The 12,548-nt window shown below is 51.8% G+C and carries 15 protein-coding genes and 2 pseudogenes; 8 read left to right on the forward strand and 9 right to left on the reverse strand.

Annotated features, from left to right (window positions below; all coding sequences use genetic code 11):
* Positions 1-58: 58 nt before the first annotated feature.
* Positions 59-742, reverse strand: a complete 684-nt coding sequence (radC, locus tag KGP17_RS26695; protein WP_037376444.1) for a DNA repair protein RadC — start codon at positions 740-742, stop codon at positions 59-61.
* Between the two features lie 183 nt (positions 743-925).
* Here radC and coaBC point away from each other — a divergent pair, with 183 nt between their 5' ends.
* The 3 genes from coaBC to slmA all read left to right on the forward strand — a co-directional run bounded on the left by coaBC (position 926) and on the right by slmA (position 3,433).
* Positions 926-2,143, forward strand: coding sequence for a bifunctional phosphopantothenoylcysteine decarboxylase/phosphopantothenate--cysteine ligase CoaBC (gene coaBC / locus KGP17_RS26700; RefSeq protein WP_021807279.1), 1,218 nt, complete (start codon positions 926-928; stop codon positions 2,141-2,143).
* Positions 2,121-2,579 carry a dUTP diphosphatase gene (dut, locus tag KGP17_RS26705; protein ID WP_039996197.1) on the forward strand — a complete coding sequence of 153 codons (459 nt, stop codon included), beginning with the start codon at positions 2,121-2,123 and terminating at the stop codon, positions 2,577-2,579. The genes coaBC and dut overlap by 23 nt, the downstream gene beginning before the upstream one ends.
* 257 nt (positions 2,580-2,836) lie before the next feature.
* Entirely contained in the window at positions 2,837-3,433 is a 597-nt protein-coding gene (slmA, locus tag KGP17_RS26710) for a nucleoid occlusion factor SlmA (protein WP_021181838.1), read from the forward strand.
* Positions 3,434-3,467: 34 nt separating this feature from the next.
* Here the strand turns inward: slmA and pyrE are convergent, their stop codons facing one another.
* Together pyrE and rph are read right to left on the reverse strand one after the other, a co-directional pair.
* Positions 3,468-4,109, reverse strand: a complete 642-nt coding sequence (gene pyrE, locus KGP17_RS26715) for an orotate phosphoribosyltransferase (protein WP_059199331.1) — start codon at positions 4,107-4,109, stop codon at positions 3,468-3,470.
* 82 nt (positions 4,110-4,191) lie between these two features.
* Positions 4,192-4,908, reverse strand: a complete 717-nt coding sequence (rph, locus tag KGP17_RS26720) for a ribonuclease PH (protein WP_037376445.1) — start codon at positions 4,906-4,908, stop codon at positions 4,192-4,194.
* A 126-nt stretch (positions 4,909-5,034) separates the two neighbouring features.
* Here rph and KGP17_RS26725 point away from each other — a divergent pair, with 126 nt between their 5' ends.
* A complete protein-coding gene (locus KGP17_RS26725) occupies positions 5,035-5,898 on the forward strand; it encodes a YicC/YloC family endoribonuclease (protein WP_021181835.1) in 864 nt (287 codons plus the stop codon).
* A 421-nt stretch (positions 5,899-6,319) separates the two neighbouring features.
* The gene (locus KGP17_RS27940) at positions 6,320-6,454 is read left to right on the forward strand and encodes a hypothetical protein (RefSeq protein WP_256444953.1); all 135 of its coding nucleotides are present in this window, start codon (positions 6,320-6,322) and stop codon (positions 6,452-6,454) included.
* 32 nt (positions 6,455-6,486) lie between these two features.
* Here the strand turns inward: KGP17_RS27940 and KGP17_RS26730 are convergent, their stop codons facing one another.
* Positions 6,487-6,663 carry a hypothetical protein gene (locus KGP17_RS26730; RefSeq protein ID WP_172413921.1) on the reverse strand — a complete coding sequence of 59 codons (177 nt, stop codon included), beginning with the start codon at positions 6,661-6,663 and terminating at the stop codon, positions 6,487-6,489.
* A gap of 182 nt (positions 6,664-6,845) precedes the next feature.
* On the opposite strand from KGP17_RS26730, the gene KGP17_RS26735 reads away from it, so the two are divergent.
* Positions 6,846-7,583 (forward strand): hypothetical protein, encoded by a 738-nt coding sequence (locus KGP17_RS26735; protein ID WP_094981560.1) that lies wholly within the window; start codon positions 6,846-6,848, stop codon positions 7,581-7,583.
* Between the two features lie 248 nt (positions 7,584-7,831).
* Here the strand turns inward: KGP17_RS26735 and KGP17_RS26740 are convergent, their stop codons facing one another.
* Positions 7,832-8,311, reverse strand: a complete 480-nt coding sequence (locus tag KGP17_RS26740; RefSeq protein ID WP_094981559.1) for an Hcp family type VI secretion system effector — start codon at positions 8,309-8,311, stop codon at positions 7,832-7,834.
* A gap of 830 nt (positions 8,312-9,141) precedes the next feature.
* On the opposite strand from KGP17_RS26740, the pseudogene KGP17_RS28045 reads away from it, so the two are divergent.
* A pseudogene (locus KGP17_RS28045) lies at positions 9,142-9,313 on the forward strand (IS3 family transposase); the annotation flags it as partial.
* A 208-nt stretch (positions 9,314-9,521) separates the two neighbouring features.
* Positions 9,522-9,782: pseudogene (gene dinD / locus KGP17_RS26750) on the forward strand (DNA damage-inducible protein D); the annotation flags it as partial.
* 117 nt (positions 9,783-9,899) lie between these two features.
* On the opposite strand, the gene KGP17_RS26755 reads toward dinD, so the two are convergent.
* From KGP17_RS26755 to KGP17_RS26770, 4 genes are read right to left on the reverse strand one after another with little or no spacing between them, the layout of a single operon-like run.
* A complete protein-coding gene (locus KGP17_RS26755; protein ID WP_094981557.1) occupies positions 9,900-10,577 on the reverse strand; it encodes an ABC transporter ATP-binding protein in 678 nt (225 codons plus the stop codon).
* Positions 10,571-11,248: an energy-coupling factor ABC transporter ATP-binding protein gene (locus KGP17_RS26760; protein ID WP_371822085.1), complete on the reverse strand. Its 678-nt coding sequence runs from the start codon at positions 11,246-11,248 to the stop codon at positions 10,571-10,573. The genes KGP17_RS26755 and KGP17_RS26760 overlap by 7 nt, the downstream gene beginning before the upstream one ends.
* Positions 11,233-11,943, reverse strand: a complete 711-nt coding sequence (locus KGP17_RS26765; protein WP_223498622.1) for an energy-coupling factor transporter transmembrane component T — start codon at positions 11,941-11,943, stop codon at positions 11,233-11,235. The genes KGP17_RS26760 and KGP17_RS26765 overlap by 16 nt, the downstream gene beginning before the upstream one ends.
* Entirely contained in the window at positions 11,943-12,521 is a 579-nt protein-coding gene (locus tag KGP17_RS26770) for an ECF transporter S component (protein ID WP_021807285.1), read from the reverse strand. Before KGP17_RS26770 ends, KGP17_RS26765 begins: the two co-directional genes overlap by 1 nt.
* Between the last annotated feature and the right edge of the window lie 27 nt (positions 12,522-12,548).

Raw genomic sequence — 12,548 nt, forward strand, 5'->3', positions numbered from 1 at the left:
GCGTAAGTGCTCAAGTCCCGAACAGCTAAAGATCCCTCAAGGATCGCGAAAAAGTTGCTTATAGCCATCCGCGCTCGGCAAAAGAGACGCATTCACCCCGGCCTATCACCAAATGATCGAGCACTCGGATCTCCAATAACCGGCAGGCATTAACCACTTGCTCGGTTATCAAACGGTCGGCGTGACTGGGTTCAGCCTTACCCGAAGGGTGATTATGCGCCAGAATGAGGGCTGCTGCATTAGCCTTCAACGCCGCACGCACAATTTCTCTTGGGTGGACAACGACGCTGTTGATGGTACCAGCAAACATCTCCTGATGGCGAATAACCCGGTGCTGATTGTCTAAAAACAACACTAAAAACACCTCTCGCTCGTGGTGAGCCAGCAAACTGTGCAGATAATGCTGGGTAATTTTCGGGTTCAGCAGCGCGTTTTCCAGCAAATGGGGGCCGGAAAACAGCCGGAAGGCCAATTCGGAAATTGCCTGCAGCTGCGCATAGGTGGCAATCCCCAACCCTTTCTGACTATGAAACTGTTCGTAGTCCGCCGAAACCAGGTGATACAGCGAACCAAAGTGCGCCAGCAACTGTTCGGCCCGCTGTGAGACGTGAACCCCAGGTAGCCCGGTTCGCAAGAAAATTGCCAACAGCTCCCTATCGGAGAGCGCCGCAGCACCATCACGCATCAATTTTTCCCTGGGTGCCAAAGCCCCAGGCCATAACGACATATCCTGATTGCTCATTGCCACCTCCCTGCCTGCTACAGCAGCATGTCACGGGGAATTTCATCGTGCGACAGGTGATTGATAATATTGCGAAGTGTTACGAAAACCCGCATGTAACTGGCTGCATACACAGCAGAATCGCTCCACCTGGCAGCGGTTATGCTAAAATGTCCGCCTCTTTCGGATTTCAATCGGACAATCATGATGACGGGACTTTCCGGCAAACATATTGTGCTTGGCATCAGTGGCGGTATCGCCGCTTACAAATGCCCTGAGCTGGTGCGCCGCCTGCGCGACAGAGGCGCCGAGGTAAGAGTGGTGATGACCAGCGCTGCCAAAGCCTTCATTACCCCACTGACGCTTCAGGCCGTTTCCGGCTATCCGGTTTTCGACGATCTGCTGGATCCCGCAGCAGAAGCTGCCATGGGCCATATTGAATTGGGCAAATGGGCCGATCTGGTGATCCTGGCTCCGGCCACCGCCGATCTGCTGGCCCGCGTTGCCGCCGGCATGGCCAACGATCTGCTGACCACGGTCTGCCTGGCTACCGATGCTCCGATCGCGGCAGCACCGGCCATGAACCAACAGATGTATCGCGCAGCCGCCACTCAGGCCAATCTACAGACCCTACAAGGGCGTGGTGTGCTGCTGTGGGGGCCTGACAGCGGTAGCCAAGCCTGTGGTGATATCGGGCCTGGCCGCATGCTGGATCCGTTGGCGATAGTGGAACTGGCTAACGCTCATTTCTCTGCGCCGCAGGATCTGCAACATTTAAAGATTATGATCACCGCAGGCCCCACCCGTGAGGCACTGGATCCGGTGCGGTTCGTCAGCAACCACAGCTCCGGCAAGATGGGTTTTGCTATCGCCAAGGCCGCCGCCGCTCGCGGTGCGCAAGTCACGTTGGTCGCCGGGCCGGTCAGCCTGCCTACGCCGCCTTGGGTAACCCGTGTGGATGTCGTCAGCGCGCTGGAAATGCAGCAAGCGGTACAACAGCACGCCGCGCAGCAGAACATCTTTATCTCCTGCGCTGCCGTGGCGGATTACCGGGCAGAACAGATTGCCGATGAGAAAATCAAAAAGCAGGGTGATGAAATCATCCTCAAGATGATCAAGAATCCAGATATTGTCGCGGGCGTTGCCGCGATGAGCAAAAATCGTCCCTTTGTCGTCGGGTTTGCGGCTGAAACCCAGAATGTGGAAGAATATGCGCGACAAAAACTACTGCGTAAAAAACTGGATTTAATCTGCGCTAACGATGTATCGCTTGCAGAGCACGGTTTTAACAGTGATACCAATGCCCTGCATCTTTTTTGGCAGGATGGAGACAAGCGCCTGCCGCATAGCGACAAGGCACTCCTTGGCCAACGTTTACTAGACGAGATAGTCAGCCGTTATGATGAAAAAAATCGACGTTAAGATCCTTGACCCACGTATCGGTCAAGATTTCCCACTGCCGACCTATGCCACCCCAGGCTCTGCCGGGCTTGATCTGCGAGCTTGTCTGGACAGCGCGGTTGAGCTGGCTCCGGGCGAAACCACTCTACTGCCTACCGGCCTGGCAATCCACATCGCCGATACCGGTCTTGCTGCAGTGATCCTGCCGCGCTCCGGTCTGGGCCATAAGCACGGCGTCGTGCTGGGTAACCTGGTTGGCCTGATCGATTCCGATTATCAGGGCCAACTGATGGTATCCGTATGGAACCGTGGCCAGAAATCCTTCACTATCGAGCCGGGTGAACGCATCGCACAGATGGTATTTGTGCCGGTAGTGCAAGCCGAGTTTAATCTGGTGGAAGAGTTCGATAGCAGCGAACGGGGTACCGGTGGTTTTGGCCACTCCGGTCGCCAATAGAACCTGCCCGTAACCGAATGATTTACAGGGATGGCGCCTGCAACCGCGCCGCTTGCAATGCGGCACGGTTGGTCTGGCAATTGAGAGTAACGCACGGAGAATAAGGGTCTGAAAGACCTGTTAGCCATTACACCGTACAACAGCGATCTTATAAGCCGCACAGAGTTTACTCTGCAACGGCCGGTGCGCGGGTTTTCGCAAATCTATACCCGAAGAGATTGAGGGGATAAGCCGTTTTAGCAAGGGTCTAATCAAACATGGCAGAAAAAGAAAATACCAAAAGGAATCGGCGTGAGGAGATATTGCAGGCGTTAGCCCAGATGCTGGAATCCAGCGACGGCAGCCAGCGCATTACCACAGCCAAGCTTGCCGCAAACGTTGGTGTCTCTGAGGCTGCCCTTTATCGGCATTTCCCCAGCAAGACGCGGATGTTTGATAGCCTGATCGAGTTTATTGAAGATAGCCTGATAACGCGCATCAACCTGATCTTGCAGGATGAAAAAGAGACGTTCAACCGCCTACGCCTGATTGTATTGTTGGTACTGGGGTTTGCAGAACGCAACCCAGGCCTGACCAGGATCATGACCGGCCACGCGCTGATGTTTGAGCAGGATCGCCTGCAGGGCAGGATCAACCAGCTGTTCGAGCGGATTGAAGCGCAACTGCGTCAGGTGTTGAAGGAACGTAAGCTACGGGAAGGAAAGGGCTTTATCGTCGATGAGACCTTGCTGGCCAGCCAGATCCTGGCTTTTTGTGAAGGGATGCTGTCGCGCTATATTCGCTCTGAATTCCGCTACCGCCCAACGCAGGATTTTGATGCACGCTGGCCGCTGTTAGCGGCGCAACTGCAGTAACAAGTATCGCCGGGTTCAACCCGGCGCTATTATTTTAAACCCCGTACTGCTCGCGATATGCCTTCACGGCCACTAGGCTTTCGGCCATTTCCGGCTGCTCTTCCAGGTAAGCAATCAACTCCTTGAGCGTAATAATCGAGATCACTTTGCAGTGATAATCACGCTCCACTTCCTGGATTGCAGAAATGTCGGCACGGCCACGTTCCTGACGATCGAGAGAAATCAGCACACCTGCCAGGCTGGCGTTATGGGCACTGATAATTTCCATCGATTCGCGGATGGCCGTCCCGGCGGTGATCACGTCATCTACCAGCATCACACGCCCCTGCAACGGGCTGCCTACCAGCGTACCGCCTTCACCATGTTCCTTGGCTTCCTTACGGTTGAAGCAATAAGGCACATCGAGATTGTGATGTTCTGCCAATGCCACTGCGGTGGTGGTCGCGATCGGGATACCTTTGTAGGCTGGGCCAAACAGCAGATCGAACTCGATGCCGGAATCCACCAGCGCTTCGGCATAAAAACGCCCTAACAGCGCCAGATCACGCCCGGTATTAAACAGGCCGGCATTGAAGAAATAGGGGCTGGTACGGCCGGATTTCAGGGTGAACTCGCCGAATTTCAATACCTGCTTGCGGAGCGCAAACTCGATAAACTGGCGCTGGTAGGCTTTCATTACTGCTTCTCCTAATTGGGTCGATAACTTTGGTTCTATTTTCCGGGCATAAAAAAGGCGACTGCTTGGTCGCCTTTAAAAATCAGTCTGCCAGCGCCGCTTTCTGCGCCTGGAAGATGGTTTCGATGCCCCCTCGGGCCAGCGCCAGTAGCGCCAATAGCTCATCGTGGCTGAACGGCTCACCCTCGGCGGTGCCTTGCACCTCGATCATGCGGCCATCTTCCATCATCACCACGTTCATATCGGTTTCTGCGGCGGAATCTTCCACATACTCCAGATCGCACAGCGCTTCGCCGCCAACGATACCGACTGAAACCGCAGCCACCAGCCCTTTCATCGGGTTGGCTTTCAGTTTACCGGCGGCAACCAGCGCATTCAGCGCATCGGCCAGCGCCACACAGGCTCCGGAGATGGAAGCGGTACGGGTACCGCCATCGGCTTGCAGCACATCGCAGTCCAGAGTGATGGTGAACTCACCGAGCTTTTTCAGATCCACTGCGGCACGCAGTGAACGAGCGATCAGACGCTGGATCTCCAACGTACGGCCCCCCTGCTTGCCTTTGGCCGCTTCGCGGGCATTACGGCTGTGGGTAGAACGCGGCAACATGCCGTATTCTGCGGTGATCCACCCTTGCCCTTGGCCTTTCAAGAAGCGCGGAACGCCCTCTTCTACCGTGGCGGTGCACAAAACTTTGGTATCGCCAAACTCAACCAGCACTGAACCTTCAGCGTGTTTCGTGTAGTGACGGGTCAGTGTCAGGGGGCGAACTTGTTGTGGTGCTCTGCCTGCAGGACGCATGGGCTCTCTCCGGCTTCTTATTAACGTTTGGCTGCGCATTATACGGGCTTCGTGACGTTATGCCTATCCTGCCCGCAGGTGCGACGCTATAATCGTTCCATCTTTTCCTATTTACGGGTACGCACAATGATCCGCAGCATGACCGCCTACGCCCGGCGTGAAATCAAGGGTGAATGGGGCAGCGCAGCTTGGGAGCTGCGTTCCGTTAACCAACGCTACTTAGAAACCTACATCCGTCTGCCTGAGCAGTTCCGTAGCCTCGAGCCAGTGATCCGCGAGCGTATCCGTGGCCGCCTGACGCGTGGCAAAGTGGAGTGCAACCTGCGCTTTGAGCTCGACCCAAGCGCGCAAAGCTCGATGATCCTGAACGAAAAACTGGCCAAGCAGCTGGTTGAAGCCGCTAACTGGGTCAAAATGCAGAGCGACGAAGGAGAAATCGATCCGATCGACGTCCTGCGCTGGCCGGGCGTGATGTCCGCTCAGGAACAGGATCTGGACCTCATCAGCAACGAGCTGATGCAGGCGCTGGAAGGCGCACTGGATGATTTCATCGTGGCACGCGAAAGCGAAGGCACCGCGCTGAAAGCCCTGATCGAGCAACGCCTCGACGGCGTGAGCGCCGAAGTGATCAAAGTCCGCGCCCAGATGCCTAATATCCTGCAATGGCAGCGCGAACGTTTGGTCAGCAAGCTGGAAGAAGCCCAGGTACAGCTGGAAAACACCCGTCTGGAGCAGGAACTGGTGCTGATGGCACAGCGTATCGACGTCGCCGAAGAGCTGGACCGCCTGGAAGCGCACGTCAAAGAGACGCACAACATCCTGAAGAAGAAAGAAGCCGTTGGCCGTCGCCTCGACTTTATGATGCAGGAATTCAACCGCGAATCGAATACGCTGGCGTCCAAGTCGATCAATGCCGAAGTGACTACCTCAGCCATTGAGCTGAAGGTGCTGATTGAGCAGATGCGCGAGCAAATTCAGAACATTGAGTAAGTATTCAGGAACTATCAAGAAAACCGCATAAAACCATGAGGCTCGCATAACAGCGGGCTTTTTTGTTGTTATTGACCCGTCCTGAATAGCGTTGATACGTTTTCGACTTAAATCCGGAGAACGTGATAATGGCGGAAAGGGTGAACGGGATACTGAAGACGGAGTTTTTGCTGTCACGCCCGGCAGATCTTGAGCAGGCAAGAAAGTTACACCTTGCTCAAACTAAGGCCGCTACCTTGCGCCCCTCTTTGTGTGGAGTACAAAACACGCCAGATAGTAACAAATCATAACGTTCAGGCGCTTTCAGTTCCGGCACCGGATGATAATATTTGATAAGGTTCGGAGGGTTTTCGTCATAGCGACAAATTGCGACGTTCAAGCCCCCTCACCGCAAGGACGGGCCACACCTGCAGGTAACGCCATGTTAGACCATAAAGCCATAGAGCAGACGCTAATCAGCGCAGTCCGCCAGCAAGGTCTTACCCTGGACGGCAAAGACCTGCTGGATCTCCGCACCAGCGCCGAGGCGGTAGCTATCTCGCCAGGGCGGCAGTAATCAGGCTGGCGTTAATGCCCAGCCGTTTCCATTCATTCCACCAGCACCAACATACGCTTATCAGAATCAGCCACAGGGCGATTGAGCTTGCTTCTGATGGCATCGACAAGCCAAGCCGACTTATCGCCACCTGAGGCCGCCACGGCCTGATTAAAGGCATCCTGTAAATCAGCCGGAACCCGGAACGCCACTAAGTTGGATTTGCTCACGCTCGAACCTCGATAGCTTCTTATCTTGGTCAGTGATGCTAAAATCAGGGATAGACTTATCATGGCTATAGTTACATTATGCTACGTGTAACTGCTTAAGTTTTAAATGGCATAGGCCAGCATTTGTTATTTTTTGCTATGATGTGGGTACCATGCTAAAAAATCATAAGGAGTGTGAATAGATGGACTACAATCAATCATCCAATGAAGTGTTAGCTAAATATTTTGATGCATTTATAGAAAAGGCGAGTGGGGCTTTACGTGATGGTGTGAGAGATATTGAAACAGGCGCGATTAGATCGCTTGCACTTATATCGCCACAGGTTTCTATTGGGTACACCAACCCACAGTACATGAATCTTATCTCAGCACATAGCAATATGATTCGTGAAGAAGATTCTCGTATGCTTCGCTCTATCTTTTCTCTGGTTAAAAAGCCTAATGTCATCTATGAGATGACATTGACCATTGTAAATTTTGTATTTGCAACAATGCCTGAACGAACAAAAAAAAACCTAACGGAAAGGCGATCAGAGATTGAAGACAAAGTAACTGACACCATTGCGAAGCAAGCTATAAAAGCAGCTGCAAAGATTGCTTTGATAGAGGTTTTAGTTCAGTTGATCACATTAAGAATATCAAGCTCCCCGGATGTAATTATCTCTTCTAGGCAAGTCGTGGCAAGAATGCTAACAGCATTCCAAATATATAGTTATTTTGATAAAGCAGCCGTGGCAGCAAGGGCGCTAAGGCGGGAGAATAGAGTTATTTATAATATGTTGTACTCTCAAGAGGTTGAGATGCTGTATTTTATTATTGCAAAAAAAATAGACCCATTAATAAAAGTATCTCTTTCTAATGACAGCACAAACGCAGATGCGCTGATGTTTGCCTTGGCTGATGTGTTTTACAAGAGGTAATGCATATGTTTAAAGCGATCCGTTCTGTTACATTGGATATCTTAAGTTATGTGTTGGCGCTTGTTCTTTCATTATTATGCATAGCGTTGGCGAGTGTCTTTCCTGATAAGCTTTTTTATGCACTTTCAGTTGTTGGTATTTTGTTCTCACTCTATATTAGCATAGTGTTAGTAAATAAAATCAGGTAGCCAATGTACACTTTTTAAATTGCTTGCCTACACACAAGCAATTTAATTTTAGCTTGCAATTCAATAAACGCGATCATCCCAGATACTATAGCCAGAAGTTCCCGCTATTTTGTGCGCCCATGTAATCGACTCGTATTTTAATGAAAGTGATTCATATGGCATTACCCCAGCGCTATTAACCACATGCGGGTAAGTTGAATTTAAGCTTATAATGGTCGCATTAGTTAATTTTACTTCGTAGAACACTTCCAATACACCTGATTGGTTGAGCCAATAGACTTGAAAAATAGCGGTGAGTTTTTCATTATTGGATACTGCAAGAGCGATTAATGGTGATGATTTATCTATAGGCTTTACGACATCAACAGGCAAGTGGTTGCAATGTTGTTCGCGTGTAACACCATGATTTAACGATAGCACTTGAATTTCGTCTGGATGATTTTTTTGACATCTATTACCGATTGAATCCATTGTGTTACAACCGGCAGAGATTAAACCTTGCTGCTGGCCGGATAAACTTAAAAATATATTAAAGCTCACGGTAAACTCCTTGTAATGAATGCGTTGAAAAATCCAATGTTATCCTATCACGGTACCAGGCAAAAACATAAATATGAAAACAACTATTTACAATGATGATATTCTTTAAGTTAATACATATTAAATTCCTATTTAACTGGCTATCTGTTCATATGTTTTTGCGCTTCTTCTAGCGAGTTGAACGTTTCAATTGTAGTTTCATTCGCATCAGGCCTTTGTGCTGGCCGCTCTTGAAGGTATAGAGGAAATCACTATACCTACCCGGCTCATGCTCGATGCGCGCAATCTGCGCGGCTCTGGTTCGCACCGAAAAGGCTGTTTTGGAGTGTGCACCTGGTATCCGTGCGCGGGGTATCCACTTTGGTATCCACCAAATCGGTACTATCTTAGCGGATACCGGAAAAAGATTCCGGTAGAGCCATGAGAGGTAATCGAGCCACAAAGGCAACAGATCCATGATGCGGGATAATCCCGTATGTACCAGGGGACAAAAATGTCCTTTGGGTAATATTTTCAGTATCGGGATCGGTTGAGCAAAGCAAGGCAGGTTGCCCCCTAATGGCAGCGGCGACAGCTTGAGGTTAAAAAACAGTCGGAATGGTATAGCACTCCGTTTTACCGTGTACACATGGGTGTACACGATCAAAAAACGCATTATAAGAAATCCAGTATCCACAAGGCTTAGACGCCAATACTCAATGAATAAATTCAGTCGCTACCACTGGATAGCTAAAAACCTTAGAGCCCGCACATTAGCGGGCTTTTTGTAGTGATTGACCCGTCCTGAATAGCGTTGACACGTTTTCGACTTAAATCCGGAGAACGTGATAATGGCCGAGTTTAAACGCACACAACGTGACTATCCTTTGTCTTTTAAAATTGCTGTTGTTGAGCAGGTTGAAAAAGGCGAAATGACCTACAAACAGGCTCAACTGCACTATGGTATTCAGGGACGTTCCACCGTTCTGACCTGGTCGCGCAAGCATGGCCATCTTAACTGGGCTCTAGGTCTTCCCCATCTCTCCGGCCGGGAGTTGCCCATGAGCCAACCGCCTGCCCCTTTAACTCCTGAGCAAAGGATCAGGAAACTTGAAGAACAGCTTGAGCTGGTCACCCAGAAAGCGGAGTTCCTTGATGCTGTCGTTAACATGCTGAAAAATGACTATGAGATCAGTGTCATAATAAAACGACCAGGCAAGTCCTCACGCAAAAACAGAGCCAAAAAATCCTCGACCATATGGGTTCTACTGAGCTTGCTGCCAATCTGTTCCGAGCAACCCAAGCGGAAGAAAAACTGCGCCGCGACCAGGTAAAATCAAAACAACAGGCAAATCAGACCCATTTCGATGTAGGTAGGAAAGTACGACAAACTATTGAAGAACTAGTTGGAACCATGCCGGAAAATCTCCCTACGCCGGAAAAAAGCATCAAGCAACTCGAATCAGCAGCGAAACGCCTGGATAAGAAATAGACCACTTAACGGGCGCATTTTTGCTTAGCCCCTACGACACGAATAGGGCAAAGCTTATCATCAGTAACCTGTGCCTAAGCCATTGCGAGGATATCCTCGTAATGGTTCGCCTTAAGGCTAGCCCACTATCCGACCCGCATCGCCATCCTCCGCAATAACCCCATCAGCCAAACGGATCACACGCGGAAAGTGCGTTTTAACAAAAGCATAATCATGGCTGATGGCCAGCACGGTGGTGCCTTGCGAACGGCAAACCGCTAACCAGCGGGTAAATACCCCCAACCAATAGCTATCAAAGTCACGGCTAGGTTCGTCCAACAGCAGCAGAGGTGGCGCAACGGCAGCGAGGCTGGCAACGGCTACCATACGCCGCTGCCCGGCATGTAAATCCAATGGGTGAGCATCCGCTACATCCGTTAGCTCACAAAGCGCCAGCGTTTGATCAACACGCTGCTCCAGGCTATCGCCGCGCACACCCTGATGGCGTAAGCCAAAAGCGATCTCATCGCGTACTCGGTTACGAAATATCTGCCGTTCCGCTTCCTGAAATAATACTCCCAGCAACGGCGCACGCTGTGCCGCTTTAAGGGTGGCAATATTTTGGCCCTGCAAGAGAACCTTGCCGCCGGTCGGTTTTAGCAACCCGGCCATCAGGCGTAATAACGTGGATTTCCCGGCGCCATTATCCCCGATCAGGGCCACCCATTCCCCCGCCTCAATGGTCAAATCCAAACCGTTAATGATGGGTTCGCTCACGCCTGGCCACTGATATTCCAGCGATTCAATCGTTAGCATAATGAAAGCCTGCCTTGCTCCAGCGCCCAGGTTTGCAGGCAATAAGCGGCAACCTTGGTGAGTGACCGCTCAAAGAGCAAAACCACGCACTGCTGCTGATTAGCGTAAGTAACCAGCTGTTGTAACAGCTTGGCGGTAGCTTCAAGTGTCAGGCGGCTAAAGGCTTCATCCAACAATAGTAGCCGTGGGCGCATCGCCAGCGCACAGGCCATCACCACCCGTTGTGCCTCACCGCCAGAGAGCGTAGCTGGATGACGATGGCGTAAGGCGTGGCAATCGGTAAACGTCAGCGCCTGTTCGATACGCGCCATGATCTCAGCTTCATCCAGGCACAGATTCTCCGGCCCGAAGGCGATCTCCTCTTCGACCGTGAAGGTACAGCCGGAGAGTTGCAGCTGGGGTGCTTGTTGAATGAGCTGCACCTGCTGCGCCATTTCAACCAGCGGGCGCGAACCTATTTCCTCACCGAGGACCACTCCTGAACCCTGTATTGTGCCGGGTAAGAAGTCGGGGAAACAGCCTGCCAACAGTTGGGCAAGCGTGGTTTTTCCGCTGCCATTGCCGCCGCTAATGCCATATAAACCTGGAACCTCGCAATGTAGTTCGATGCTTTCCAACTGCCAGCGACTACCTTGAGGAATAAAGCTCAGCGCATTCAGTGCCACAACCACAGCCAGGCTCCTATTTCCAATGCCGCCATCAACAGCAAGCCATAGCGCACGCTACGTTGCAGCGGGCTGTCGCTAGGTGCCCATAGCGTTGTGCGTCTGGGATGCAGCCGAAAAGCGCGCATATCCAGCGCCGTGCTTCGCGCGGTTAAATCATTCAACGCACTGTGGGTTAACGGGATAACCAATGCCGGAATATAGCGTAATCGTTGATACCAATAGCCGTCTAGCGGCACGCCTCGCGCCAGCTGCGCCTGGTAAATCGCGGCCAGTTGCGCCCGCAGTTGTTCAGCAACCAACAGCGGCCCTGCCAGCAGGTAGGCCAGCCCGAGCGGCAAACGGCTGGCAAACAGAGCGCGAATAACATGCTGCGGCGGCACGTATTGCAGCCAGATTTGCCCAAAACTTAGCAACGCCAACAAGCGTAGCCAGAGCGCGGCAGCGTTGAGCATTTCGCTATCATCACGCGCCTCCCCCCGTAGCCACCATGCCAGCCAACCGCTATGCACCAGCCATAAGCCGCCCGCCATGGGTAACATGATCCACGCCATATAGCGCCAGCGATGCCGGGTACTTTTCATCAGGATCAGCAATAGAAAGCTCGCCAGGCTATAGGCTAGCAACGGATAACCAAACGGCATCAGCAAGCTGCTGGTACCCAGTACCAGCCAAAGAGCCAGCGAGGTGAACGGGTGCATTAACGCACGGCAGCCATTGCGGGGAAATTACGCAAGGTGCGCTGCGACATATTACGCACCAATAGCCAGACGATGATGGCAACCAGCACTTTATCTATCAAGTTGATCCCCAACACAGTCATTGCGACGGATTCGATCAGATTGCTACCCATTGAATGCACATAGGCGACAAAGAAGTCTGCGCCACTGCCAGTGACCCCGGCGAACAGATAGGTTCGGATCGGTACGGCAACTATCGTCACGGCCAAGGTGATCACTACGCCACTCAGGATCACTTTCGGTAACGTCCGGAACCAACCGATGCTAGCCAATAAGCCAGCGACCAAACCAATCACCATCGCCACCGGCGCGAATGCGGCCGCAATCGGGCCGGTGAGCAGGCCCCAGATCAGGTTGGTCAATAAACCGGTCAACATGCCGATAATCGGCCCGGCGAGAATTGCACTCAGCAAGGTACCGATAGAATCGAGGAAAATAGGCAGCTTCAGCATCGATACCAACTGCCCGCCAATCATGTTGATAGCAATTGAAATCACCATCAACACCAACGTCTGACTCGATAACCCATTACGTGCCATAACAACCTCACTCAACTAGTAGGAAAA

This window comes from Serratia sp. JSRIV001 (genome assembly GCF_019968745.1).
Taxonomy (GTDB): domain Bacteria; phylum Pseudomonadota; class Gammaproteobacteria; order Enterobacterales; family Enterobacteriaceae; genus Chania; species Chania fonticola_B.